The organism is Klebsiella sp. D5A (assembly GCF_001620885.1).
Classification (GTDB): domain Bacteria; phylum Pseudomonadota; class Gammaproteobacteria; order Enterobacterales; family Enterobacteriaceae; genus Klebsiella; species Klebsiella variicola.
Window position 1 is genome coordinate 1 of sequence record NZ_LOAR01000017.1, and the last position, 24,112, is coordinate 24,112.

General features: G+C 57.2%; 25 protein-coding genes and 1 tRNA gene. 14 read left to right on the forward strand and 12 right to left on the reverse strand.

The features are described from left to right. Nucleotides 1-173: 173 nt before the first annotated feature. A tRNA-Ser gene (locus AS136_RS21390) sits at nt 174-261 on the reverse strand. 268 nt (nt 262-529) lie between these two features. Between AS136_RS21390 and ghrA the strand changes: the two genes are divergently transcribed. The 6 genes from ghrA (at nt 530) to AS136_RS21420 (ending at nt 4,797) form a co-directional block, all read left to right on the forward strand. Beyond that, a complete protein-coding gene (gene ghrA / locus AS136_RS21395; RefSeq protein ID WP_008805955.1) occupies nt 530-1,468 on the forward strand; it encodes a glyoxylate/hydroxypyruvate reductase GhrA in 939 nt (312 codons plus the stop codon). An 88-nt stretch (nt 1,469-1,556) separates the two neighbouring features. Beyond that, nucleotides 1,557-2,294, forward strand: coding sequence for a phosphatase (locus AS136_RS21400; protein WP_008805956.1), 738 nt, complete (start codon nt 1,557-1,559; stop codon nt 2,292-2,294). Nucleotides 2,295-2,316: 22 nt separating this feature from the next. After that, nucleotides 2,317-2,871, forward strand: coding sequence for a TorD/DmsD family molecular chaperone (locus AS136_RS21405; protein ID WP_008805957.1), 555 nt, complete (start codon nt 2,317-2,319; stop codon nt 2,869-2,871). 103 nt (nt 2,872-2,974) lie between these two features. Then, the gene (locus tag AS136_RS21410; RefSeq protein WP_008805958.1) at nt 2,975-3,457 is read left to right on the forward strand and encodes a DUF1097 domain-containing protein; all 483 of its coding nucleotides are present in this window, start codon (nt 2,975-2,977) and stop codon (nt 3,455-3,457) included. Between the two features lie 152 nt (nt 3,458-3,609). Continuing rightward, on the forward strand, nt 3,610-4,137 hold the full coding sequence (ymdB, locus tag AS136_RS21415) for an O-acetyl-ADP-ribose deacetylase (RefSeq protein WP_008805959.1): 528 nt from the start codon (nt 3,610-3,612) through the stop codon (nt 4,135-4,137). Nucleotides 4,138-4,203: 66 nt separating this feature from the next. Then, nucleotides 4,204-4,797 carry a TetR/AcrR family transcriptional regulator gene (locus tag AS136_RS21420; protein WP_008805960.1) on the forward strand — a complete coding sequence of 198 codons (594 nt, stop codon included), beginning with the start codon at nt 4,204-4,206 and terminating at the stop codon, nt 4,795-4,797. Nucleotides 4,798-4,831: 34 nt separating this feature from the next. Here the strand turns inward: AS136_RS21420 and mdoC are convergent, their stop codons facing one another. Beyond that, nucleotides 4,832-5,992, reverse strand: a complete 1,161-nt coding sequence (mdoC, locus tag AS136_RS21425) for a glucans biosynthesis protein MdoC (RefSeq protein WP_012968581.1) — start codon at nt 5,990-5,992, stop codon at nt 4,832-4,834. A gap of 251 nt (nt 5,993-6,243) precedes the next feature. On the opposite strand from mdoC, the gene mdoG reads away from it, so the two are divergent. The 3 genes from mdoG (at nt 6,244) to AS136_RS21440 (ending at nt 10,612) form a co-directional block, all read left to right on the forward strand. Next, nucleotides 6,244-7,797, forward strand: a complete 1,554-nt coding sequence (gene mdoG / locus AS136_RS21430) for a glucans biosynthesis protein MdoG (RefSeq protein WP_012968580.1) — start codon at nt 6,244-6,246, stop codon at nt 7,795-7,797. Further along, a complete protein-coding gene (mdoH, locus tag AS136_RS21435) occupies nt 7,790-10,318 on the forward strand; it encodes a glucans biosynthesis glucosyltransferase MdoH (protein WP_008805963.1) in 2,529 nt (842 codons plus the stop codon). Before mdoG ends, mdoH begins: the two co-directional genes overlap by 8 nt. Nucleotides 10,319-10,384: 66 nt before the next feature. Further along, nucleotides 10,385-10,612 carry a YceK/YidQ family lipoprotein gene (locus AS136_RS21440; protein WP_008805964.1) on the forward strand — a complete coding sequence of 76 codons (228 nt, stop codon included), beginning with the start codon at nt 10,385-10,387 and terminating at the stop codon, nt 10,610-10,612. Here AS136_RS21440 and AS136_RS21445 read toward each other — a convergent pair whose 3' ends face one another. The 3 genes from AS136_RS21445 to AS136_RS21455 form a co-directional block, all read right to left on the reverse strand. Then, nucleotides 10,613-10,999, reverse strand: a complete 387-nt coding sequence (locus tag AS136_RS21445) for a MysB family protein (protein ID WP_012542251.1) — start codon at nt 10,997-10,999, stop codon at nt 10,613-10,615. A 91-nt stretch (nt 11,000-11,090) separates the two neighbouring features. Next, entirely contained in the window at nt 11,091-12,329 is a 1,239-nt protein-coding gene (gene mdtG, locus AS136_RS21450) for a multidrug efflux MFS transporter MdtG (protein ID WP_008805966.1), read from the reverse strand. Nucleotides 12,330-12,499: 170 nt separating this feature from the next. Continuing rightward, nucleotides 12,500-13,420, reverse strand: coding sequence for a Kdo(2)-lipid IV(A) acyltransferase (locus tag AS136_RS21455; protein WP_023297357.1), 921 nt, complete (start codon nt 13,418-13,420; stop codon nt 12,500-12,502). A 205-nt stretch (nt 13,421-13,625) separates the two neighbouring features. Between AS136_RS21455 and trhO the strand changes: the two genes are divergently transcribed. Next, nucleotides 13,626-14,690, forward strand: a complete 1,065-nt coding sequence (gene trhO, locus AS136_RS21460) for an oxygen-dependent tRNA uridine(34) hydroxylase TrhO (protein ID WP_008805967.1) — start codon at nt 13,626-13,628, stop codon at nt 14,688-14,690. Here the strand turns inward: trhO and AS136_RS26030 are convergent. The 7 genes from AS136_RS26030 to mdtH form a co-directional block, all read right to left on the reverse strand. Next, the gene (locus AS136_RS26030) at nt 14,676-14,789 is read right to left on the reverse strand and encodes a DUF2770 family protein (RefSeq protein ID WP_002898988.1); all 114 of its coding nucleotides are present in this window, start codon (nt 14,787-14,789) and stop codon (nt 14,676-14,678) included. The two genes, trhO and AS136_RS26030, sit on opposite strands and share 15 nt — an antisense overlap. Nucleotides 14,790-14,861: 72 nt before the next feature. Continuing rightward, complete coding sequence (solA, locus tag AS136_RS21465) at nt 14,862-15,980, reverse strand: N-methyl-L-tryptophan oxidase (protein WP_008805968.1); 1,119 nt, start codon at nt 15,978-15,980, stop codon at nt 14,862-14,864. 126 nt (nt 15,981-16,106) lie between these two features. Continuing rightward, nucleotides 16,107-16,361: a biofilm formation regulator BssS gene (gene bssS / locus AS136_RS21470; protein ID WP_008805969.1), complete on the reverse strand. Its 255-nt coding sequence runs from the start codon at nt 16,359-16,361 to the stop codon at nt 16,107-16,109. Between the two features lie 304 nt (nt 16,362-16,665). After that, entirely contained in the window at nt 16,666-16,917 is a 252-nt protein-coding gene (gene dinI / locus AS136_RS21475; RefSeq protein WP_002898994.1) for a DNA damage-inducible protein I, read from the reverse strand. Nucleotides 16,918-16,990: 73 nt separating this feature from the next. Then, on the reverse strand, nt 16,991-18,037 hold the full coding sequence (gene pyrC, locus AS136_RS21480) for a dihydroorotase (protein WP_008805970.1): 1,047 nt from the start codon (nt 18,035-18,037) through the stop codon (nt 16,991-16,993). Nucleotides 18,038-18,162: 125 nt separating this feature from the next. After that, on the reverse strand, nt 18,163-18,723 hold the full coding sequence (locus AS136_RS21485; RefSeq protein ID WP_063266964.1) for a lipoprotein: 561 nt from the start codon (nt 18,721-18,723) through the stop codon (nt 18,163-18,165). 115 nt (nt 18,724-18,838) lie between these two features. Then, nucleotides 18,839-20,047, reverse strand: coding sequence for a multidrug efflux MFS transporter MdtH (mdtH, locus tag AS136_RS21490; protein WP_012542248.1), 1,209 nt, complete (start codon nt 20,045-20,047; stop codon nt 18,839-18,841). Nucleotides 20,048-20,275: 228 nt separating this feature from the next. Between mdtH and rimJ the strand changes: the two genes are divergently transcribed. The 4 genes from rimJ (at nt 20,276) to murJ (ending at nt 24,096) form a co-directional block, all read left to right on the forward strand. Then, complete coding sequence (gene rimJ, locus AS136_RS21495) at nt 20,276-20,860, forward strand: ribosomal protein S5-alanine N-acetyltransferase (RefSeq protein ID WP_008805973.1); 585 nt, start codon at nt 20,276-20,278, stop codon at nt 20,858-20,860. Nucleotides 20,861-20,869: 9 nt separating this feature from the next. After that, nucleotides 20,870-21,523: a YceH family protein gene (locus AS136_RS21500; RefSeq protein ID WP_063266965.1), complete on the forward strand. Its 654-nt coding sequence runs from the start codon at nt 20,870-20,872 to the stop codon at nt 21,521-21,523. A gap of 14 nt (nt 21,524-21,537) precedes the next feature. Further along, entirely contained in the window at nt 21,538-22,449 is a 912-nt protein-coding gene (locus AS136_RS21505; protein WP_155870612.1) for a Gfo/Idh/MocA family protein, read from the forward strand. Nucleotides 22,450-22,560: 111 nt separating this feature from the next. Continuing rightward, entirely contained in the window at nt 22,561-24,096 is a 1,536-nt protein-coding gene (gene murJ, locus AS136_RS21510; protein WP_063266966.1) for a murein biosynthesis integral membrane protein MurJ, read from the forward strand. The last annotated feature ends 16 nt before the right edge of the window (nt 24,097-24,112 follow it).

The following is a 24,112-nucleotide window of genomic DNA, read 5'->3' on the forward strand; positions in this document are numbered from 1 at the left end:
AGGGGGGGATTGACTCGCTTCGCTCGCCCCTGCGGGGCAGCCCGCTCGCGGGCTCGCGGTCTGTCCAACTGGCTGCGCCAGTTGTCGAACCCCGGTCGGGGGTTCTCATCCCCCCCGGCGGAGAATATAAAAGAAAAGAGCCCGTACTTGCGTACAGGCTCTCATCTCGAATATGGCGGTGAGGGGGGGATTCGAACCCCCGATACGTTGCCGTATACACACTTTCCAGGCGTGCTCCTTCAGCCACTCGGACACCTCACCATATTGTCTTTCCCGTTGTTGTCGGGAACGGGCGCTAATGTAGGGAAATACGTATCGCCCGTCAATCAACTTTTTGCAAAAAAAGCGCGTTTAGACAAACTTCGAGCAACTTGCTCCTTAAACGTGCGAAATCCGTTTTTTTTGTCGCCAGTGCCTTTTCCCTTTTCGCTCGGGGGAAATTTGTTATGCTGGCAAACCAATAGAAAACAATGAGTAAAATAAGACGCCAGCGTCAATCGGCCAAAGGCGTCTGCTATCAGGAGCCCCTATGGAGATTATTTTTTACCATCAGACCTTTGATACCCCATTCTGGATCCGTGAGCTGGAAAAACAGTTACCCGGGGCGCGGGTGCGCGAGTGGAAAGCGGGTGACAACCAGCCGGCGGACTATGCCCTGGTCTGGCATCCGCCGGTAGAGATGCTGCAGGGCCGGGCGCTGAAGGCCGTGTTTGCCCTCGGGGCGGGGGTAGATTCTATTCTCAGCAAGCTGCGTGACCATCCGGATATGCTGCCGCTGTCGATCCCGCTGTTTCGCCTCGAAGATACCGGTATGGGACGGCAGATGCAGGAGTATGCCGTGAGCCAGGTGCTGCACTGGTTCCGCCGCTTTGATGACTATCAGGCGCTGAAGCTGGCTTCCCGCTGGCAGCCGCTGCCCGAGTATCGCGCCGACGAATTCACTGTCGGGATTATGGGCGCCGGCGTGTTGGGGGCGAAGGTTGCGGAAAGTCTGCAACCCTGGGGGTTCCCGCTTCGCGTCTGGAGCCGTAGCCGCAAATCCTGGCCACAGGTACAGAGCTTCGCCGGTCAGGCCGAACTGGGCGAATTCCTGCAGGGCACTCGCGTGCTGATCAACCTGCTGCCGAATACCGCCGAAACCGCCGGTATTATTAACCAAACGCTGCTGGCGCAGTTGCCGGATGAGAGCTATGTCCTCAACCTTGCTCGCGGCGTGCATGTCGTTGAAGAGGATCTGCTGGCGGCGCTGAACAGCGGTAAGCTCAAAGGGGCGATGCTCGATGTCTTCAGTCGCGAACCGCTGCCGCAGGAGAGCCCGCTATGGGCACATCCGCGGGTGGCCATGACCCCCCATGTGGCGGCAGTGACCCGTCCAATGGAAGCTATCACCTACATTGCGGAGACCATTAGCCGGCTTGAGCGAGGGGAACCGGTAAGCGGTCAGGTTGACCGCCAGCGCGGTTATTAAGACGAGAGAACCCCGCCACGGCGGGGTTTTTGCTAATCAATAGCCCGGTTTCCTGCTATTCTTGCGGCAAACAGAAGAGGAGAATGTGATGTATCCCGTTGACCTGCACATGCATACCGTCGCCAGCACCCACGCCTACAGCACCCTGCACGATTATATTGCGGAAGCAAAGCGTAAAGGGATCAAACTCTTCGCCATCACCGACCATGGCCCGGATATGGCGGATGCCCCGCACTACTGGCACTTCGTTAATATGCGCATCTGGCCTCGCCTGGTAGACGGGGTGGGGATCCTGCGCGGTATTGAGTCGAATATTAAAAATATCGAAGGTGAGATCGACTGCTCCGGGCCGATGTTAACCTCGCTTGATCTGATCATTGCCGGATTCCATGAGCCGGTGTTCCCGCCGCAGGATCGAGACACCCATACGCAGGCGATGATTGCCGCGATGGCCAGCGGTAAGGTGCATATGATTAGCCATCCGGGTAATCCGAAATTCCCGGTGGATATCCCGGCCATTGCCGAAGCGGCGGCCCGCTATCAGGTGGCGCTGGAGATTAATAACTCCTCTTTTATTTCATCGCGCGTGGGCAGTGAAGATAACTGTCGAGCTATCGCAGCGGCGGTGCGTGATGCCGGGGGATGGGTGGCGCTGGGCTCTGACTCTCACACTGCCTTTACCCTCGGGGAATTTACCGAATGCCGCAAGATCCTTGATGCGGTCGATTTCCCGGAGGAGAGGATCCTCAACGTTTCTCCGCGTCGCCTGCTCAACTTCCTCGAGTCGCGGGGCATGCCGGCGATCCCGGAATTTGCTGACCTTTAATTTGTATAACTGGAATAACTGAATGAACGAGTTTTCAATCCTCTGCCGCGTGCTGGGTTCGCTGTATTACCGTCAACCGCAGGACCCGCTGCTGGTGCCGCTGTTTACCCTGATCCGTGAGGGCAAACTGGCTGCCAGCTGGCCGCTTGAGCAGGATGAACTGCTGGCGCGTCTGCAGAAAAGCTGTGAGATGCAGTCCCTGGCGACGGACTATAATGCGCTGTTCGTCGGTGAAGCCTGCAGCGTGCCGCCGTACCGTAGCGCGTGGGTGGAGGGTTCCTCGGAAGCAGAAGTACGGGCTTTTATGAGCGAACACGGTATCCCGACAGGGGAAGGTCCGGCGGATCATCTCGGATCGCTGCTGTTGGCCGCCTCCTGGCTGGAGGATCATGCTACAGAAGACCAGAGCGAGACGCTGGAGCTCCTGTTTGCTGACTATATCCTGCCATGGTGCGGGACGATGCTGGGCAAAGTCGAAGCCCATGCGCACACGCCATTCTGGCGCACCATGGCGCCATTGACCCGCGACGCCATCGCCGCGATGTGGGACGAGCTTCAGGAAGAAGATGAGCAATAATATGTGATGTTAATCACTATTTGAATGCAACTGAAATTAGGTTCATTCATATACTGTGTTTTAGATCTCATTCTTCCGGCGCGTATCTGCTAGGATACGCGCCATGAACATACTCTTCGCAATCGCATTAACGACGGGCATTCTCTCCGGAATTTGGGGATGGGTGGCGGTCGCTCTCGGCCTGCTGAGCTGGGCCGGTTTCCTCGGCTGTACGGCCTATTTCGCCTGCCCGCAGGGCGGTCTGAAAGGTCTGGCCATCTCCTCGTGCACGGTAATGAGCGGCGTGGTCTGGGCATTAGTGATTATCCACGGTAGCGCACTGGCCCCGCAGCTGCAGATCCTCAGCTATATGATGACCGGTATCGTCGCCTTCCTGATGTGCATTCAGGCGCGACAGACATTGCTGTCGTTTGTACCGGGCACCTTTATCGGCGCCTGCGCGACTTTTGCGGCAGACGGCGACTGGCGCCTGGTGGTGCCCTCCCTGGCGTTGGGTCTGGTTTTTGGCTATGCCATGAAGAATAGTGGCCTGTGGCTGGCGGCCCGCGCGGGCAAACATAAATCGTTCGCTAATGACAACGCCTGACTGGCGAAACAGCAGACTCAACAGGACCCTTAGGGTCCTGTTTTTTTTAGCTTCCCGTCGCCTGGGCTGAGGGATAATCTTGCTCCCGGGGGCGGGAATGCCCTAGTATCGGCAGAAAGCCGTATCCACGCGCTATGCCGACAGGAGGAGAAATGGCTGTTCAACCTGAGGTAATTCTCGGCGATATTACGACGCTTGAAGTCGATGTGATTGTTAATGCGGCAAACCCCTCGCTGCTGGGCGGCGGCGGGGTAGATGGCGCGATCCACCGGGCGGCCGGCCCGGCGCTGCTGGCGGCTTGCAAACAGGTATTGCAGCAGCAGGGCGAATGTCCTCCCGGTCACGCGGTGATCACTATTGCGGGCGATCTTCCCGCCAGCGCGGTGATCCACACCGTGGGCCCGGTCTGGCACGGCGGCGACCGCATGGAAGCGCAAACCCTGGCGGATGCTTACAAAAACAGTCTGCAGCTGGCCGCGGCAAACAACTATCGCTCCATTGCGTTTCCGGCGATCAGCACCGGCGTGTATGGCTATCCAAAAGAGGAAGCGGCGGAGATCGCCGTGCGCACCGTCACCGCGTTTCTCACTCGCTATAACCCCCTTGAGCGCGTCCTGTTCGTCTGTTTTGATGAGGAAACGGCGGCTATCTATCGCCGCCTGCTGGCGTCATACCCCTGATCCAGCAGAATAGGCTATGATAACCGCCGGTATTGACGGGAAAGATGGATAGCAGGAGGGAGCAGGGTGTCAGAAGGAAAAGTACAGCAGAAGCAGCAGGCGCGCCGCGCAGAGATCGTTGCCGCTGCGCAAAGGTGTTTTGCTGAAAAGGGGCTGCATGGCGCTTCCGTTGCCGATATTGCCCGCGAGGCGGGCCTGAGCGTTGGTCAGCTGTATCGTATTTTTGCCAGCAAAGAGGCGATCATCGAAGCGATTGTCAGCGAAATCGTCCACGCCAGGGTCGGGGAGATGATCGATGAGAACCACAATCTGGCGCGCAAAGCGGCGGTGCTGGCCGGCAGGATCCCGACGTCGGCAGCCACCAAAAGCGACAATTATCTGCTGATGGAGATCAACGCCGAAGCCTCGCGTAACCCACGCTTGCGCGAGATCCTGGTGCAGGCCGATCGGCGTTTGAAAGAGGAAGGAGGGCGTCTGTCGCAGCGCTACCATCCCGGGCTCAGCGATGCGCGACGCAATGCCGCATCAGAGCTCATCGCCGTTCTGACCGAGGGGGCCGCCTATCGCTGTGAGCTCTGCGCCTCGACCCCGGTCGATAAGGCAGATTTAGAAGCTCTGTATAATATGATTTTCGACCGGCTTTTTGACGAGCAGGCGTAATGCGACACGCCTGGCGTGCCGCACCCGCGGCAAATTAGCTGGCCGAAGCCGGGGTTTTGGCCGGTTTGTTCATCGGTTTACCGGAGAACAGGAAACGCAGCAGCGGAATGCGCAGATGAATTTCATACAGGATCAGCGCGATACCCACCACAAAAACCAGCCCGACAATAAAGCCTAAGGTATTGGACTTGATGGCCGGGGTGATCCACGCCCCGTACAGTAGCGTCAGCGGGTGGTGCACCAGGTAAATAAACAGCGAGGCATTGACGAAATAGGTCACGCGCGCTGACTGGAAGTTCAGCAGTCGATGGCCGAGCGAAAAGACCACATTGACCATCCACAGCCCCAACACCATAGTAATCACCGATTCGGTTTCATACATCCAGCCGTCGCCGGACCCATACTGCTGATTCAGTCGATAGGCGATAAACCCGAGCAGCGCTGCGGCGCAGCACCACGGCGACGGAGTGGTGAACATGGTCTTTAAGCGTGGGTTAATAAAGGTCTGCGCGCCCAGCACAAAGAAGGGCAGATAGAACAGCGTCTGCATCACCACAAAGTTAAACAGACCATTGCTCAGCAGGGGCGGATAGAGCAGGAACAAGGACCGGCGGATCAGCGCATAAAAGACCCCCAGCGCGAGGAAAATCATCGTCAGCTGGCCCATGGTGACAGTGTCACTGAAGGCGAGGCCGTGGCCAGCCGGACGGCGCGTCAGCCATTTAAACAGCACCACCCCCAGCGAGGTCAGCACCACCAGAACCAGTAAAAACCACAGGTGGGAAATGAGCTCCCAGGCCAGGGTATTAAATTTGTCGTACATCGAAAGGGTATGCCAGTTTTCCGCCTTGCCGTTGACGTATTGCAGCATAATAAATTGCGGCAGCGTCAGCAGTGGGATGGCGGTCAGCATCGGAATACCGACCCGTTCAACGCGCACTTTCCACCATTTTTTCAGCGGGTAGCGCAGGAACAGCATGTAGGAGAAATAGCCGGAGATGACGAAAAAGACCTGCATGCGAAAGGCATGGATGAAGTCATTAAACAGCGTCAACCACCACGAGGGTTCGGCGCTGTTGACATGCCAGCTGTGGCTGGAATAAATCAGCGAAATGTGGAAAGGGATCCCCAGCAGCATCAACCAGGCGCGGATGCTGTCGAAGAAATATTCACGCTGTACCGGAGTATTATTCATACGATTCACGACAATCTCAGATAATTCGTCTTATCACTCAAGGTGATAACGCTTACATTATCAGCAACCCTACATGAACTCGGGGTAACTGTCTCCAGGATAAGCACTCAAAGTGCAAACGGGACAGCGAACTGTTTATTCCCTGTGCCGCCAGGCTGAACAAAGCAGGGATTATGTTGTCGGATTGCCTGAGTTTCCATTAAAATAGATCGGATCGATTTAAGCACACAAAGGGGGAAGTGCTTACTTATATGAAACATAAACCACAGATGATGAAAATGCGTTGGTTAAGCGCAGCCGTAATGTTGTCCCTGTGTACTTCATCTGCATGGGCGTTTAGCATTGATGACGTTGCAAAAGAGGCCAAAACGTTAGCCGGGAAAGGCTATGAAGCGCCGAAGAGTAACCTGCCCTCCGCTTTCCGCGACATGAAATACGCGGACTACCAGCAAATTCAGTTTAATCACGATAAAGCTTACTGGAATAACCAGAAAACCCCATTCAAGCTTGAATTTTACCATCAGGGGATGTACTTCGACACGCCGGTCACCATCAATGAAGTGACGGCGACCAGCGTGCGCAAAATTAAATATAGTCCGGACTATTTCAACTTTGGTAACGTCCAGCACGATAAAGACACGGTGAAAGACCTCGGTTTCGCCGGCTTCAAAGTACTGTATCCGATCAACAGCAAAGATAAGAACGATGAAATCGTCAGCATGCTCGGTGCCAGCTACTTCCGCGTGCTGGGTCAGGGTCAGGTTTACGGTCTGTCCGCGCGTGGTCTGGCTATCGATACCGCGCTGCCGTCCGGCGAAGAGTTCCCGCGTTTTCGTGAGTTCTGGATCGAACGTCCAAAAGCCACTGACAAGCGTCTGACTATCTATGCGCTGCTGGATTCCCCACGGGCAACCGGCGCCTATCGCTTTGTCATCATGCCGGGACGCGACACCGTCGTGGACGTCCAGTCCAAAGTTTACCTGCGTGACAAAGTCGGCAAACTGGGTGTGGCGCCGCTGACCAGCATGTTCCTGTTCGGTTCCAACCAGCCTTCTCCGACGCTCAACTATCGTCCGGCGCTGCACGACTCCAATGGTCTGTCTATCCTGGCCGGTAACGGCGAGTGGATCTGGCGTCCGCTGAACAATCCGAAACACCTGGCTGTCAGCAGCTATGCGATGGAAAACCCGCAAGGGTTCGGCCTGCTGCAGCGCGGCCGTCAGTTCTCGCGCTTCGAGGATCTCGACGATCGTTATGACCTGCGTCCAAGCGCCTGGATCACCCCGAAAGGGGACTGGGGCAAAGGGAAAATCGAGCTGGTTGAAATTCCGACCAACGATGAAACGAACGATAACATCGTGACTTACTGGACGCCGGATCAGCTGCCGGAGCCGGGCAAGGAGATGAACTTCAAATACACCATCACCTTCAGCCGCGATGAAGACAAGCTGCATGCGCCAGATAACGCTTACGTTATGCAGACCCGCCGCTCTACCGGCGACGTGAAGCAGTCGAACCTGATCCGTCAGCCGGACGGTACGGTTGCCTTCATTGTCGACTTCACCGGCGCCGATATGAAGAAACTGCCAGCGGATACCCCGGTCGCTGCTCAGGCGAGCACCGGCGATAACGCGGAAATCGTTGAAAATACCGTGCGTTACAATCCAGTGACCAAAGGCTGGCGGATGATCCTGCGTTTGAAGGTCAAAGATCCGAAGAAAACGACGGAAATGCGTGCCGCACTGGTTAACGGTGATGACACGTTGAGCGAAACCTGGAGCTATCAGCTGCCTGCCAATGAATAAGATAACGAAGTACATTGACGCATTGCCGCTGTCGGACGCCGAAAAATCGGCGCTGCCGGACACCAGCCTGCAGGCCGTTCATCAGGCCCTGGATGACGAACATCAGACCTTCGCTCGCGAAGACGACTCTCCGCTGGGGTCGGTGAAGGCGCGTCTGGCGCACAGCTGGCCGGATTCGCTTTCTGGCGATCAACTGGTGAAGGATGACGAAGGTCGTACCCAGCTGCATGCTATGCCGAAAGCCAGGCGTTCCTCGATGATCCCGGACCCGTGGCGGACTAACCCGGTCGGCCGCTTCTGGGATCGTCTGCGCGGCCGCGATGTCACGCCGCGCTATCTCTCCCGCCTGACGCAAGAAGAGCGCGAGAGTGAGCAAAAATGGCGTACCGTCGGCACCATTCGTCGCTACATCCTGCTGCTGCTGACGCTGTCGCAGACCGTGGTGGCCACCTGGTATATGAAAACCATTCTGCCTTATCAGGGCTGGGCGCTGATCAACCCGGCCGACATGGTGGGGCAGAACCTGTGGATCTCGTTCATGCAGCTGCTGCCGTACGTGTTGCAGAGCGGCATTCTGATCCTCTTCGCGGTGCTGTTCTGCTGGGTTTCCGCCGGCTTCTGGACTGCGTTAATGGGCTTTCTGCAGCTGTTGATTGGCCGCGACAAGTACAGTATTTCCGCCTCGACGGTTGGTGACGAACCGTTGAACCCGGCGCACCGTACGGCGCTTATTATGCCGATCTGTAACGAAGACGTTGACCGCGTTTTCGCCGGGTTGCGGGCGACCTGGGAGTCGGTGAAAGCGACCGGTAACGCCGCTCATTTCGACGTCTATATTCTCAGCGACAGCTATAACCCCGATATCTGTGTGGCTGAGCAAAAGGCGTGGATGGAGCTGATTGCCGAAGTGCAGGGCGAAGGGCAGATTTTCTATCGTCGTCGCCGTCGTCGCGTGAAGCGTAAGAGCGGCAACATCGATGATTTCTGCCGCCGCTGGGGCAGCCAGTACAGCTATATGGTGGTGCTGGACGCAGACTCGGTGATGACCGGCGAGTGTCTGAGCAGCCTGGTGCGCCTGATGGAAGCGAACCCGAACGCCGGGATCATCCAGTCATCCCCGCGCGCTTCGGGCATGGACACGCTGTATGCGCGTTGCCAGCAGTTTGCCACCCGGGTGTACGGTCCGCTGTTTACGGCCGGTCTGCACTTCTGGCAGCTGGGGGAGTCCCACTACTGGGGACACAATGCCATTATCCGCGTGAAGCCGTTCATCGAGCACTGCGCGCTGGCGCCGCTGCCGGGCGAGGGTAACTTTGCCGGGTCGATTCTGTCGCACGACTTCGTCGAAGCCGCGCTAATGCGCCGTGCCGGCTGGGGGGTGTGGATTGCCTACGATCTGCCGGGCTCCTATGAGGAGCTGCCGCCGAACCTGCTGGACGAGCTGAAACGCGACCGTCGCTGGTGTCAGGGCAACCTGATGAACTTCCGCCTGTTCCTCGTCAGAGGGATGCACCCGGTTCACCGGGCGGTGTTCCTCACCGGCGTGATGTCGTACCTGTCGGCGCCGCTGTGGTTTATGTTCCTTGCCCTGTCGACGGCGCTACAGGTGGTGCATGCCCTGACCGAGCCGCAGTACTTCCTGCAGCCGCGTCAGCTGTTCCCGGTGTGGCCGCAGTGGCGTCCAGAGCTGGCCATCGCGCTGTTCGCTTCGACCATGGTGCTGCTGTTCCTGCCGAAGCTGCTGAGTATTATTCTGGTGTGGTGTAAAGGGCCGAAAGAGTATGGCGGATTTATCCGCGTCACGCTTTCTCTGCTGCTGGAGGTCCTGTTCTCGGTCCTGCTGGCGCCGGTTCGCATGCTGTTCCACACTGTCTTCGTGGTCAGCGCCTTCCTCGGCTGGGAAGTGGTGTGGAATTCGCCGCAGCGTGATGATGACTCCACGCCGTGGGGAGAAGCCTTTATGCGTCACGGCTCGCAGCTGCTGCTGGGGCTGGTATGGGCAGTCGGAATGGCATGGCTGGATCTGCGCTTCCTGTTCTGGCTGGCGCCGATCGTCGTCTCGCTGATCCTGTCGCCGTTCGTGTCGGCGATCTCCAGCCGGGCGACCGTGGGCCTGCGCACCAAGCGCTGGAAGCTGTTCCTGATCCCGGAAGAGTATTCGCCGCCGCAGGTGCTCAAGGATACCGACGCGTACCTGACGCTGAACCGTCAGCGTTCACTGGACGATGGCTTTATGCACGCGGTATTCAATCCGTCGTTTAACGCCCTCGCCACGGCGATGGCCACCGCGCGCCACCGTCATGGTCATATCCTTGAGATCGCTCGCGAGCGCCACGTTGAGCAGGCACTGAACGAAACGCCGGATAAGCTGAACCGCGATCGTCGACTGGTGCTGTTGAGCGACCCGGTGACCATGTCGCGTCTGCACTATCGCGTCTGGGCCGCGCCGGAGAAATATTCATCGTGGGTCAACGCCTATCAGCAGTTAGCGCTTAACCCGCTGGCGCTGAAAACGAAATAAGCCGTACGTAAAGGAAAATACCGGCAGCGATGCCGGTATTTTTTTATCTGAAACACGAGGTTGTGGATGCGAATATTATCGATCATTGCCATGGCGCTGCTGCTGAGCGGCTGCGGCAGCATTATCAGCCGGACGGTGCCCGGGCAGGGGCATGGCAATCAATATTACCCGGGCGTGCAGTGGGACGTTCGCGACTCGGCATGGCGCTATCTCACCGTTCTGGACCTGCCGTTCTCGCTGGTGTTCGATACGCTGCTGCTGCCGCTGGATGCCAGCCACGGGCCCTATAACTGATTAGCGCTCGTCCCACTCGTCGGCCGCCGTCTGTCCCTCTTCGGTGTCCAGCGAGGGCTCGAGCTGGAATTCGCCTTCATCCCACTCATGGAGGGTATTTTCCTCCAGCCACTCCTGGCGCAGCTCTATCTCATCATAATCCCCGTCGAAAACGCTCTGCGCAGCTTCGCCGCTGAGCATCGGTAAACATTCGCCTTGTTCGTCTTCGTCAGCAAAAAATTCGGCCTGCCAGGCGATATCGCCATCCTGCAGCACATACTTTTGAATATTAAGCTGCTCAACGTTAGCGCTCTCTTCATCGCTGTCAGGATTATTGGCGAGAAATTCTTCGCGTGCTGCATCAATAGCTTCTTCGAGCGTGGCATAGAACATCGAATCCTTTGGCATAGCGAATCTCCTGAGAAGAATATGAATTGAACACGATTCAATCTATAGAAGGCGGTAGCCAAAGCGTCAAGGGGCTGGGCCCCTCTGGACATTAATTTACTGAATGGCGGTCAGGCTGCGAGGCTTCCGCGGCAGGTCGGCGCAGGCTGAGGGTAGAATAAATGGCGTTAAAGAGCACCACGCCCGCGGTGACCAGGAATACCGCGCGGAAACCGTAGTTGGCGGACACCGAGGCGCCTATCAGGGGGCCGGTGACGTTGCCAATATCGCGGAACGACTGGTTATAGCTAAAGATACGCCCGGAGATCTGGCTGGTGGAATTATACACCAGCAGGGTTTGCACTGCCGGCAGCAGTGCCCCGTCTGCCGCGCCGAGCAGGAAACGCAGGATACCCAACTGCAGTGGGGTCTGAACGAACGACATCGGGATCAGCAATAGCACAGAGATAATTAGCGCGACGATGAGGATCTTTTCCGGCCCGATACGATCCCCGAGCCTGCCCAGCCGCGGGGCGCTCATCAGCGCGGCTATTCCCGGCACCGAGGCGATCATCCCGCTAATAAAGGCGATGTTACTGACGTTGCCCGCGAGATCGCGCACGTAAAGCGTCAGAATCGGCGCAATGGAGCCGGTGGCCACCTGGATGATCAGCGAGGTCACAAACAGGCTGAGCACCAGCTTGGGATTCTGTAGCGAGGAGAAAACCTCTCTGGCGCTGAGCATCTCTTTTTTGGCGATCGGCACAAAATTTTCACGGATTAAAAACAGGGTAAACAGGAAGCAGATAAACAGCACCGCCGCGGTCATAAAGAAGACGGTGCGCAGGCCCCAGTGGTCGGCCAGGAAGCCACCCGCCAGCGGGCCGAGCAGGGCGCCGCTCACCGCGCCGGTTGACAGCGTGCCCAGCGCCCAGCCGCTTTTGTGGCGCGGGATCTGGGTGGCAATCAGGGCGTTGGCGTTGGGAATAAAGCCGCCCAGCAGGCCGAGCAGTGCGCGTAGCAGCAGAAACTGCCAGATATTCTGTGCCATCCCCATCAGCATCATCACTACGGACATTCCGAGGGCGGAACGCAGCAGCATAATTTTTCGTCCTTTGCGGTCAGCAAGACCGCCCCAGAACGGTGAGGCAATGGCGGAGAAGAGGAAGGTGATACTAAAGACCAGCCCGGACCACATGTTCAGCGCGCTATGCCCGGTGACCCCGAGCTGTTCGACATAGAGTGGCAGAAAGGGCATAACCAGACTGAAGGCGGCGCCCGTTAAAAAGCAGCCGAGCCAGGTCACGGTCAGATTTTGTTTCCAGTTAATAGGGGTATCAGCAGAGGACATAGGGTTCCACTGGCCTGCGCGGCAGGTCAAATTAAGAGAAAATATGAGCCTGCTAATTATGCGCCTGGGAAATAAATGCCGCAATGGAGGAGAGCTTTTAAAGCTAAAGCAGAGCCTAAAGCATGAGCGAGAAGCGCATTCCCGGCCACATGCGCGGCCGGGAAAAGGGATCAGTAGCGGGAGGGCATGCCCTCGGGGCGGGTTTTGAAGCGGCGGTGGAGCCACATATATTGTTCCGGGGCCATCATGATGCACTGCTCAACAATCTTGTTCATCCAGGCGGCCGTGGTTTCCGCGTCGTCCAGCGGCGGGGAACACTCTGGCGGCAGGATAATCAGTTCATAACCTTTACCATCCGGTTTGCGACGCGGGACGAAGGGGACGATACAGGCTTTGGACATTTTCGCCAGCATCCAGGTGCCGGAGGTGGTCGCCGCCTGGTCGACAGCGAACAGTGGGACGAAGACGCTGGCGGTCGGACCGTAATCGTGATCCGGCGCATACCAGACCACTTCACCTTTTTTCAGCGCCCGGATCATCCCTTTCAGATCCTTACGGTCAATCATGTCCTTATTTGAGCGCAAGCGGCCCCATGTCTGCAGCCAGTCGATCACCGGGTTGTCGTTGGGACGGTAGACGCCAATCCCCGGCTCGTTCATGCCGAACATCCGCGCGCCCATCTCGAGAGTCAGGAAGTGAATACCGATCAGCAGAATGCCGCGCTGCTGCGCCTGCACATCGCGGATATGCTCAAAGCCGATGGTGTCGGTCCAGCGGGCGATACGACGAACCGGCCAGAACCAGGCCATCCCCGTCTCCATCAGTCCCATACCCACCGATTCAAAGTTCATCACCACCATTCGGTGACGTTCCTGCTCGCTTTTGTCGGGGAAGCAGAGCTCAAGGTTGCGATAGGCGATCTTCGCCCGACGCTTCATAAAGCGCATGGCCAGTCGGCCGATGGCATTTCCCAGGCGGTAAATCAGCGGATAGGGCAGTTGGACAACCAGCCACAGCAGGCCGATACCCAGCCACAGCAGCCAATAGCGCGGATGCAACAGCGCCGGAGAAAATTTAGGCAAATGAGTCATTTCATACCCGTATCAGTGAGCAACGTCTTATATTATCGCATTTTTTTACCGGCCAGCCAAAGGCGGCGACAGTCAGCTCGTTTTGTTAAGCGGGGCGCGACCGGGTGAGAGAAATGTAGCGTAAAATGTAGGGATGTAAATTAATTAGCTTTGCTATATCATGCCCGCCGTTTATTTCCTCATTTCTATGTCGAGCAGGTACACCATGCCAGTGTTACACAACCGCATTTCAAATGAGACGTTAAAGGCGCAAATGCTGGCTGAGACCGAGCCGCGCACGACGATCTCATTCTATAAATATTTCACCATTGTCGACCCACAAGCCACTCGCGATGCGTTATGGGTTGCCTTAACCCAGCTGAAGGTCTTTGGCCGTATTTATCTGGCCCGGGAAGGGATCAACGCGCAAATCAGCGTGCCGGAAAGCAACGTTGAAGCCCTGCGTGAGTTTCTCTATGGCTTCGATCCGGCGCTGGCGGGGCTGCGTTTCAATATCGCCCTTGAGGACGATGGGAAATCTTTCTGGGTGCTGCGCCTGAAAGTGCGTGACCGTATTGTCGCCGATGGCATCGACGATCCCTCTTTCGATGCCTCCAATGTTGGGGATTATCTCAAGGCGGCGGACGTCAATGCCATGCTTGACGATCCGGATGCGGTATTTATCGATATGCGTAACCACTATGAATATGAGGTGGGTCATTTCGAAAACGCGCTGGAGATCCCGGCGGATACCTTCCGCGACCAGCTGCCGAAAGCCGTGGAAATGATGCAGGACCACAAAGACAAGAAAATTGTTATGTATTGCACCGGCGGTATTCGCTGTGAAAAAGCCAGCGCCTGGATGAAGCATAACGGTTTCAATAAGGTCTGGCATATCGAGGGCGGGATTATTGAGTACGCCCGCCGCGCACGTGAGCAGGGGCTGCCGGTCCGTTTTATTGGCAAAAACTTTGTCTTTGATGAGCGGATGGGCGAGCGTATCTCCGATGACGTCATCGCGCACTGTCATCAGTGTGGCGCGCCGTGCGATACCCATACCAATTGCCTGAATGATGGCTGTCATCTGCTGTTTATACAGTGCCCGAGCTGCGCTGAGAAGTTTGCCGGTTGCTGTAGCGAAGCGTGCATGGAAGAGCATAAGCTGCCGGAAGAGGAGCAGCGCAAACTGCGCGCCGGACGCGAAAACGGCAATAAAATCTTTAACAAATCGCGTGGCCGACTGAACACCAAACTCGGGATCCCCGAGCCGGAGTCGTCAGAAAAACCATAACCAGACGAGATCGATGATCGCCAGCAGCAACCACAGCGCAAGGTAGATCATAAAGTGCTCGCGCACGTTGTTAACCAGCATATTAAACAGGCGACGCATAACCGTTCTCAATGACTAACGGCCTCGACACAGAGGCCGTTTTTTTTCCGGCGGCAAGCGTGCCGCATTCCGTTATGAGCTAAAGCGCGCCAGCGAGAAAGGCGTCAGGTTAAAGGTCGACGTCTGTCCCTGGGCAAACTGACTGGCAATTTCTCCCAGCACCGGCGCAAACTTAAAGCCATGGCCGCTCAGACCGGTGATCAGCAGTGTGTCTGGTCTGCCAGGGAGCGTATCGATAATAAAATCTTCATCGACCGTGTTGTCATAGGTGCAGGAGGCGCCGTGCAGACAGCCGCCGATCCCGGGCAGGACGTTACGTAAAAACGGAAAGGATTCGGAACCATCGCTGGCGACAGCGCCAAACGCCGATCGCTCCTGCGGCGTGGAGACAGGCTGACCGCCGTTATGCTTGCCGATCTTTAGCTCGTTATCTTCCGCCGGGAAACCGTAGTATTGATCGCCGTTGGGTAGCTCGCCGGTGAATGCCGGGAAATGATTCTTGCTGCTGTAACGGCCATCGGCCTGGAACCAGGCAAAAACCTTACGTACCGGCTGGATGGGGAGGTCCGGAAGCAGGCGGGTGACCCAGGTACCGGCGCTAATCAGCAATTTCTTGCCGTGATATTCACCGTCAAGGGTATCAATGGTGACCCCGTCTGCATGGTGATGAATGGCTGAGACCGGGCAGTTGAATAGCTGCGCGCAGCCAGCTTCCCGTGCCAGACGTATCCAGGTCTCGACAGCCAGCTCACTGCGCAGTACGCCGGACGCCGGTTCGAAAATCGCCCGATAGTCGTCGGGAAGGCGTATCTCCGGCCAGCGCTGCATGACGGCCTGAGCATCTAACTCTTCAACCTCAAGATCGAACGCCCTGGCGCTGGCGGCGACGTTGGCCAGGAAAGGAGAGCTGGCGGGGCCGAGGTTAATGACGCCGGTGCGTTCAAAAACGGCTTCGCCGCTGATTTCAGCCAGTTCATCCCACAGCTGCTGGGCGCGCAGCACCAGCGGAACATACTTTTCACCTTCGCCATAAGCGTGACGGATAAGACGGCTACTGCCATGATGGCTGCCCTCCTGATGGGGAGGTTGGTGGGCATCGGTCATCAGAACATTGAGTCCGGCACGACGCGCATAATAGCCAGCGGCAGCGCCGACCGATCCGCTGCCGATAATGATAAGATCGTATTGCATGGTGAGTTCCGGGTAATTGCCTTATTAGCAGGGTAATTAACTCCCTGCGCTTATACAAGCCCGAAAATAATTCAGGCACCCGCAGGTGCCTGTTAAGACTATTGTTTAGTCATTCCCCGTATCGCGTTAATGTCGGCGGTACTCGTTTTCCTGGTATTCGCCAGATTCAATCTTCGCAATGCCTGCTTCCAGGATTGAAATAAATTGACGTGCGACGTCCGTCGTTAGCCATAGCGTCTGGCCAATTTCAGCATCATGACTGTTTTCTTGAGTGGGGTTCTGGTAGTGCAGGCGCAACATCAGCGCATCGTAGCTATCAACGGTGCTGATGTCCCATCCAACGAGGGGATGGGTCTGAATGACTTCATTATTTTTTTCCATCATAACCCCTTATTCATATGTTAAAAGACAACAATTCTCGAGGTTTAATGCATGTTTTTTGAAGCAAGTTAATTATATCAGGGATCAAGAATAAACTCGAGAAATTAAATGAAAGGCAGCATGATTTTCTTGTTTTCGCCGCTTTTTTACGCAAGATAAGCGCGGGAAATGGCCATTTTAGCCGATATTAAGCAGAATAATCAGGAATATTCTGAACAAGAGGCGGGGACAAAAAAGCCGGGGCGACCCGGCAAAGAAAAGCACAATGAGGGAGCAAACCAGAGTAACTGGATCCCGCCATGCTTCAGGAGAGATCGTGGACAAACCAGTCGTCCGCACTTTCCCAGGTTTCCTGCAGGATTTCGCTTATCCGGTCTTTGTCTTCTTTCAGGGCGCCGAACACCGAGAGCTGGTTGCCGGTGGCGTAGCGCACGCTCACCTGACTGTCGATGGCCGGGAATTGCTCGGCGATACGCCGGGAGAGTTCGTTATTCAGCGCTTCCAGCGCGCCGTTGGGTAAGGCGGTCGTTTTGGCGATAGACACTTCGATGCGCATAATTGCCCCCTGTGTTTGATACTGGTTATTTATACAGTATCTGGTGGGCGTTGACAACAGGGGGCTACGTTTTTTATCGCTTCATCGTCCAGCGAACGGTTTCACCTGCCAGGAACGGGACCAGGCTATCATTGGGCAGCGCAATGCTGTCAACGACCGTGGTCTCTTCACGCACCAGCTCAACATAGCTTTCATTGACCGGCAGACCGTAGAAGCGCGGGCCGTTCAGCGAGCAGAAGGCTTCAAAGTGCTGCAGAGCGTTCATTTCTTCAAACACGGTGGCGTAGCTGCCGAGGGCGGTCGGGGCGTTGAAGCAGCCGGCGCAGCCGCAGCTGGCTTCCTTACGATGGCGGGCGTGTGGTGCGGAGTCGGTGCCAAGGAAGGCGCGGCTAAAGCCGCTGGCGACCAGTTCGCGCAGCGCCTGCTGATGAATATTGCGTTTGAGTACCGGCAGGCAGTACAGGTGAGGACGAATACCGCCGACCAGCATATGGTTGCGGTTGAACATCAGGTGCTGCGGGGTAATAGTGGCCGCCAGCAGTTCATTACCGTCACGCACATATTCGGCGGCATCTTTGGTAGTAATATGCTCAAAGACCACCTTCAGACCGGGCAGGCGCTGGCGCAGGGGCTCCATCACCGTGTCAATAAAGCGCGCTTCACGATCGAAAATATCAATCTCGGCGTGGGTGACTTCCCCATGTACCAGCAGCGGCATGCCCAGTTTTTCCATCCGCTCCAGCACCGGCATAATGGCGTCGGTGCTGGTGACACCGTGGCTGGAGTTGGTCGTGGCGTTGGCCGGGTAGAGCTTGGCGGCGGTGAACACACCTTCGTTAAAGCCGCGCTCCAGCTCCGCCGGGTCGAGGGAATCTGTCAGATAGCAGGTCATCAACGGGGTAAAATCGTGCCCGGCCGGGACGGCGTCCATAATGCGCTGGCGATAGGCGATAGCCGCCGCGACGGTGGTGACAGGCGGCACCAGATTCGGCATCACGATCGCCCGGCCATAAAACTCACTGGTGTAAGGCACGACGGTTTTCAGCATATCGTCATCACGCAGATGGATATGCCAGTCGTCTGGGCGGCGGATTTTCAATACCTGGGGTTGTGCTGTCATGGAAGGCTCCGGCTAATAGGTTCAGTCATCAGGGCTGTTTTTTGCCGGGCACTAAGGATAAGCGTAAACGTTTTCCTTTGCACTCATTTCCGTAAAAAATTCAGGGCGCCGTAGCGCCCTGGAGATTAATTGGTAAAGGGGATGACAATTTCGCCCGGTTTCACCTCTATGCCCTTGGCATATTTCTTCGCCAGCGCTTCGCCGGTGCTGGCGTCTTCACGCAGGACATAGGCCGGTTGCTGGCTGAAGTAGCTGCGCAGCGACTGATTCAGATAGGGGAGCAGGGCCTGAATCACCGACTGCAGCTTCTCGGGCGCCACTTTGGCATCGACCACCTCCATTTCCTGCAGGAAGATAGCGCCTTTCTCTCTGTCAAAGGTTGGCAGCGCTTTGAGCTTCAGATCGATCGTCGCTTTCTGGGTGCCGAACAGGGAGTTCAGATCGACGTTGGCGACCCCGGTCAGCGTGACTTTGCCCGGCTCTTTACGGCCAATAGCGCTGGTCAGGTTCTGCAGTTCAATATGGGCGTCGGCAACGCCTTTCAGACCAATATCTTTGGCGAAATGGTTACGCTTCTGCAGCGCCTGGTTTATCTCCTGCTCGCTTACCGTGTATTGGGTCAACTGGTTACAGCCGCTCAGCAGACCGCTGACAATCAGCGCCGCGGCGATCAATATTTTTTTCATGGGGTTCCTCAAGCTCGTACCATCATTCATCCTGACACAAAGCATCATGACCTGTCAGCATTCTTCATGCCAGCAGAATAGGCTGAAAGGCAGGAGAGACCGCGGACCTACGCGCTTAGGTGCGCGGCTCCAGCATACCGGAGGCGGAGCGTTTTGGACTGAATTGCCACCACAGGGCAAGGAAAGTGATAAACCCAATGGCGCCGAGCATCAGCCACGGCAGTTCGGGCTGGCCCACGGCTTTGCCGGCATCAAACAGCCAGCCGCCGCCCGCGTAACCCAGCGCGCCGCCGAAGGCGAGACCCAGGCGGCTGAACCCCATATAGCTGCCGCGCGCCCGGGCATCCGCCAGCGAGGCGCCCAGCGTCTCCCTGGCGGGTTCCGCGATGATCGAACCGATGTAAAACAGGCAGATCAGGGTAAATAACTGCTGCAAACTGCTGGTCATGCCAATCGGCAGCATCGCCAGCGTCATCACCAGCAGACCGGCCATCAGCCGGTGCTCAAGGCGGTAGCGTTTCTCGCTCCAGCGGGCAATGGGATAGAGCAGGGTCAGCGAAATGGTGGCTTCGATGGCGTACATCCACTTCACGGCGGCCGGCGAACCGGCAATGTCGTTCACCATGATCGGCAGCATCAGCATCACCTGCACCGCCAGCATGTAATAGCCTGTTAACGTCAGGACATAGGTGACGAAGCGCTTATCCCGCAGCACCCGTCCCAGCCCCTCGCGGACTGGCGTTTTCACCGTGGACAGTTTCCATGCTGGCAGATACCAGGCGTTAAACGCGGCGCAAGCGATAAACAGCGCGGCGCCGGCGCTGCACACCAGACGGAAGTCATACTGTAGCAGCCAACTGCCCAGCAGGGCGCCAATCACCGCGCCGGCGCTGTCCTGCATCATCAGGAGGGAGAAAAAGCGGCCGCGCTGATGCGGGCGCACCAGTTTGACCACCAGCGCGGCTCGTGGCGGATCGAACAACGTGCCGCCCAACCCGGACAAGATACAGGAGAGCCAGAGCACCCAGGGCTCATGGGCGACGGCCATCGCCGCGAAGCCGCCGGCGCGCATCAGCATGCCGGTGACAATCATGGGTTTCGCGCCGAAGCGGTCGGCAATGGCGCCGCCAAAAATGCCTAATCCCTGCTGCACCAGCTGGCGCAGGCCGAGCGCAATGCCGACCATCAGCGCTGCCCAACCCATCTGATCGACAAAGCGGATGGAAATCAGCGGAAAAACGACAAAAAAGCCCAGCACGACCAGCATGTTATCGACTAACAGGAAATATTTACCCAGGCTCCTTGCCTGCGAGACGCGGGACATTTCCCCTCCAGGGAAAAATAGAGATAAGCGAGGATATTCTGCGGGCAATCTGCTGCTTTTCCCAGCACCCTTGCGACAATATTTTTTTATCAAAAAGCAAGTTCGATTGAGCCTATTCATCGAAAAGAGGAGATGGCGCAGAAAATGGTATGTTGCTGTTTTCACACTATCGTGCAGGACAGGTATAGTGATGAGAGCAAGATTGAAGTCAGGGGGACTGAAAAGGAAATGTTTGGCTATCGCAGTAACGTGCCGAAGGTGCGTTTGACGACGGACCGGCTGGTGGTGCGCCTGGTCCACGATCGTGACGCCTGGCGTCTGGCCGATTATTACGCCGAGAATAAAGTGTTCTTAAAACCCTGGGAGCCGGTACGTGACGACAGCCACTGCTATCCCTCCGGGTGGCAGGCGCGTCTGTCAATGATCGGCGAGTTTCATAAGCAGGGGTCTGCATTTTATTTCGCGCTGCTCGATGCGGAGGAAAAAGAGATCGTTGGCGTGGCGAATTTCTCCAACGTAGTTCGCGGTTCATTCCATGCCTGTTATCTCGGCTACTCCATTGGCGAGAAGTGGCAAGGGCAGGGGCTGATGTTTGAAGCGTTGACCGCCGCGATTCGCTATATGCAGCGCACGCAGCATATCCATCGCATTATGGCCAACTATATGCCGCATAATCAGCGCAGCGGCGCGCTGCTGGCGCGGTTGGGGTTCGAAAAAGAGGGTTACGCCAAAGATTATCTGCTGATTGATGGGCAGTGGCGTGACCATGTACTGACGGCGCTAACGACGCCGGACTGGTCAGCAGGGCGCTAAGGAGAGAGGATGAAATATCAGTTAACCGCGCACGAAGCGCGCGTCATTGGCTGTCTGCTGGAAAAGCAGGTTACCACGCCCGAGCAGTACCCGCTGTCGGTGAACGCCGTGGTGACCGCCTGCAATCAGAAAACCAACCGCGAACCGGTGATGTCGCTGAGCGAAGGCGAGGTCCAGACGCTGCTGGATACCCTGGTGAAGCGCCACTATTTACGCACGGTCAGCGGATTCGGCAATCGAGTGACCAAGTATGAGCAGCGCTTTTGCAACTCTGAATTTGGCGATCTGAAACTCAGCGCCGGCGAAGTAGCGGTGGTGACGACGCTGCTGCTGCGCGGCGCCCAGACGTCGGGTGAACTCCGTAGCCGCGCGCAGCGGATGCATGAGTTCAGCGATATGGCGGAAGTGGAAAGCGTGCTGGAAGGGTTAGCGACGCGCGAGGATGGTCCTTTTGTTGCCCGCCTGCCACGGGAACCGGGGAAACGGGAAAGCCGCTATATGCATCTGTTTTGCGATGACATGGACACGCTGATCACCACGGTGGAAGCACTCTCGCCGCTGGAAGACGATGACGATCTGCGTGCCCGGGTTGAAGCACTGGAAGGCGAGGTGGCGGAATTGAAAGCGCGCCTTGACTCGCTGTTACACCATCTGGGGGACTAAACGTGGGGACAAGACTGCGTATTGGGGTGGTTGGCTTAGGGGGCATCGCGCAAAAAGCGTGGCTGCCGGTGTTAGGCGCTGCGGAAAGCTGGACGCTGCAGGCAGCCTGGTCGCCGGGAAAAGAGAAGGCGTTGCGCATCTGCGAAACCTGGCGGATCCCGTATGCTGATTCGCTGGATGCCCTGGCGGCGCAGTGCGATGCGGTCTTTGTCCATACGTCGACGGCTTCACATTATGAAGTCGTGAATCACTTGTTGAATGCCGGGGTTCATGTTTGTGTGGATAAACCGCTGGCGGACAAGCTGAGCGAGGCGGAAGCGCTGGTCGAGCTGGCTGCCCGGCGTCATCTGACGCTGATGGTCGGTTTCAATCGCCGCTTTGCGCCACTCTATCGTGAACTGAAGGGGCGGCTGGGCGAGGCGGCCTCGCTGCGGATGGATAAGCATCGTAGCGACAGCGTAGGCAACGATCTGCGCTTTACCCTTCTCGATGACTATCTGCACGTGGTGGATACTGCGTTGTGGCTGGCTGATGGTCAGGCGCGCCTGCGCGGCGGCACGTTGCAGATCACTCCTCAGGGTGAAATGCTCTATGCCGAACACCAGTTCAGTTCGCCCCGGCTGCAGGTTACCACCAGCATGCACCGCCGTGCCGGAAGCCAGCGTGAGTGGGTGCAGGCGGTCACCGATGGCGGGTTATATGCGGTGAGTGAGATGCGCGAATGGCAGGAGGAGTGTGGTCTTGGCGTGGTCCAGCGCCCGGTGGCGGGCTGGCAAACCACCCTCGAGCAGCGCGGTTTTGTCGGCTGCGCGCGACATTTCATCGAATGCGTGCAAAATCAGACGGTTCCGGAAACCGCTGGCGAACAGGCGCTGCTGGCTCAGCGGGTGGTTGACAAACTCTGGCGTGACGCCATCAGCGAATAATCCGTTGTAACAACTGACAGTAGTAATTCATATTGAACCCGGTAGACTATCGCCACTTTCCAGCGCCCGCATTTGCGGGCGTTTTACTCCAGGGTTTGGAATAACAGCGTAATGAATCTTTTAAAATCACTGGCGGCCGTCAGTTCGATGACCATGTTTTCGCGCGTGCTGGGCTTTGCCCGCGATGCGATTGTGGCGCGCATTTTTGGTGCCGGGATGGCGACCGATGCCTTTTTTGTCGCCTTCAAACTGCCTAATCTGCTGCGGCGTATTTTTGCCGAAGGCGCCTTCTCGCAGGCGTTTGTGCCGATCCTTGCCGAATATAAAAGCAAGCAGGGCGAAGATGCCACCCGGGTGTTTGTCTCGTATGTCTCCGGATTACTGACCCTGGCCCTGGCGATCGTCACCGTTATCGGGATGCTGGCGGCGCCGTGGGTGATCACCATCACCGCCCCCGGGTTTGCTGATACCGCCGATAAATTTGCGCTGACCACCCAATTGCTGCGCATTACCTTCCCCTATATTTTGCTGATCTCCCTGGCCTCGCTGGTGGGGGCGATCCTCAATACCTGGAACCGTTTCTCGGTGCCGGCCTTTGCCCCGACGTTCCTCAACGTCAGCATGATTGGCTTTGCGCTGTTTGCCGCGCCGTACTTCCATCCGCCGGTGCTGGCGCTGGCCTGGGCGGTGACGGTCGGCGGCGTGCTGCAGCTGGCCTACCAGTTGCCGCACCTGAAGAAGATTGGCATGCTGGTTCTGCCCAGAATTAATCTGAAAGATGCTGGCGCGATGCGGGTAGTGAAGCAGATGGGGCCGGCGATCCTTGGCGTGTCGGTAAGCCAGATCTCCCTCATCATCAATACCATCTTCGCCTCGTTTCTCGTGTCGGGATCGGTGTCATGGATGTACTATGCCGACCGTCTGATGGAGTTTCCGTCAGGTGTCCTGGGCGTGGCGCTTGGCACCATCCTGCTGCCGTCGTTGTCGAAAAGCTTCGCCAGTGGTAACCATGACGAGTATTGCCGCCTGATGGACTGGGGCCTGCGACTCTGCTTCCTGCTGGCGCTGCCGAGCGCGGTGGCGCTGGGGATCCTCGCTAAACCGCTGGCCGTGGCCCTGTTCCAGTACGGTAAATTCAGCGCCTTTGACGCGGCGATGACCCAGCGCGCGCTGGTGGCCTATTCCGTGGGGCTGATGGGGCTTATCGTGGTGAAAGTGCTGGCGCCGGGCTTCTATTCCCGTCAGGACATCAAAACGCCGGTGAAGATTGCCATTGTCACCCTGATTATGACCCAGGTGATGAACCTGGCGTTTATCGGCCCGCTCAAGCACGCGGGCCTGTCACTGTCCATAGGGCTGGCGGCCTGCCTGAACGCCGCGCTGCTCTACTGGCAACTGCGTAAACAGAAAATTTTCACCCCACAGCCCGGCTGGCTGACTTTCCTGCTGCGTCTGGTCGCGGCGGTGGTGGTGATGGCCGCGGCGCTGCTGGGCGTCATGCATCTCATGCCGGAGTGGTCTCAGGGGACGATGCCGTTCCGCCTGATGCGCCTGCTGGTGGTGGTGGTCGCCGGAGTAGTGGCTTATTTCGCTACGCTGCTGGTGTTGGGCTTCCGCGTAAAAGAGTTTGCCCGTCGCACAGCGTAAGCCATTGCGACGGAAA

Bases quoted from the DNA above. Each gene is read 5' to 3' on its own strand.
- ghrA (WP_008805955.1), top strand. From the start codon at position 530: ATGGAGATTATTTTTTACCATCAGACCTTTGATACCCCATTCTGGATC.
- AS136_RS21400 (WP_008805956.1), top strand. From the start codon at position 1,557: ATGTATCCCGTTGACCTGCACATGCATACCGTCGCCAGCACCCACGCC.
- AS136_RS21405 (WP_008805957.1), top strand. From the start codon at position 2,317: ATGAACGAGTTTTCAATCCTCTGCCGCGTGCTGGGTTCGCTGTATTAC.
- AS136_RS21410 (WP_008805958.1), top strand. From the start codon at position 2,975: ATGAACATACTCTTCGCAATCGCATTAACGACGGGCATTCTCTCCGGA.
- ymdB (WP_008805959.1), top strand. From the start codon at position 3,610: ATGGCTGTTCAACCTGAGGTAATTCTCGGCGATATTACGACGCTTGAA.
- mdoC (WP_012968581.1), bottom strand. From the start codon at position 5,992: ATGAATAATACTCCGGTACAGCGTGAATATTTCTTCGACAGCATCCGC.
- mdoG (WP_012968580.1), top strand. From the start codon at position 6,244: ATGAAACATAAACCACAGATGATGAAAATGCGTTGGTTAAGCGCAGCC.
- mdoH (WP_008805963.1), top strand. From the start codon at position 7,790: ATGAATAAGATAACGAAGTACATTGACGCATTGCCGCTGTCGGACGCC.
- AS136_RS21440 (WP_008805964.1), top strand. From the start codon at position 10,385: ATGCGAATATTATCGATCATTGCCATGGCGCTGCTGCTGAGCGGCTGC.
- AS136_RS21445 (WP_012542251.1), bottom strand. From the start codon at position 10,999: ATGCCAAAGGATTCGATGTTCTATGCCACGCTCGAAGAAGCTATTGAT.
- mdtG (WP_008805966.1), bottom strand. From the start codon at position 12,329: ATGTCCTCTGCTGATACCCCTATTAACTGGAAACAAAATCTGACCGTG.
- AS136_RS21455 (WP_023297357.1), bottom strand. From the start codon at position 13,420: ATGACTCATTTGCCTAAATTTTCTCCGGCGCTGTTGCATCCGCGCTAT.
- trhO (WP_008805967.1), top strand. From the start codon at position 13,626: ATGCCAGTGTTACACAACCGCATTTCAAATGAGACGTTAAAGGCGCAA.
- AS136_RS26030 (WP_002898988.1), bottom strand. From the start codon at position 14,789: ATGCGTCGCCTGTTTAATATGCTGGTTAACAACGTGCGCGAGCACTTT.
- solA (WP_008805968.1), bottom strand. From the start codon at position 15,980: ATGCAATACGATCTTATCATTATCGGCAGCGGATCGGTCGGCGCTGCC.
- bssS (WP_008805969.1), bottom strand. From the start codon at position 16,361: ATGGAAAAAAATAATGAAGTCATTCAGACCCATCCCCTCGTTGGATGG.
- dinI (WP_002898994.1), bottom strand. From the start codon at position 16,917: ATGCGCATCGAAGTGTCTATCGCCAAAACGACCGCCTTACCCAACGGC.
- pyrC (WP_008805970.1), bottom strand. From the start codon at position 18,037: ATGACAGCACAACCCCAGGTATTGAAAATCCGCCGCCCAGACGACTGG.
- AS136_RS21485 (WP_063266964.1), bottom strand. From the start codon at position 18,723: ATGAAAAAAATATTGATCGCCGCGGCGCTGATTGTCAGCGGTCTGCTG.
- mdtH (WP_012542248.1), bottom strand. From the start codon at position 20,047: ATGTCCCGCGTCTCGCAGGCAAGGAGCCTGGGTAAATATTTCCTGTTA.
- rimJ (WP_008805973.1), top strand. From the start codon at position 20,276: ATGTTTGGCTATCGCAGTAACGTGCCGAAGGTGCGTTTGACGACGGAC.
- AS136_RS21500 (WP_063266965.1), top strand. From the start codon at position 20,870: ATGAAATATCAGTTAACCGCGCACGAAGCGCGCGTCATTGGCTGTCTG.
- murJ (WP_063266966.1), top strand. From the start codon at position 22,561: ATGAATCTTTTAAAATCACTGGCGGCCGTCAGTTCGATGACCATGTTT.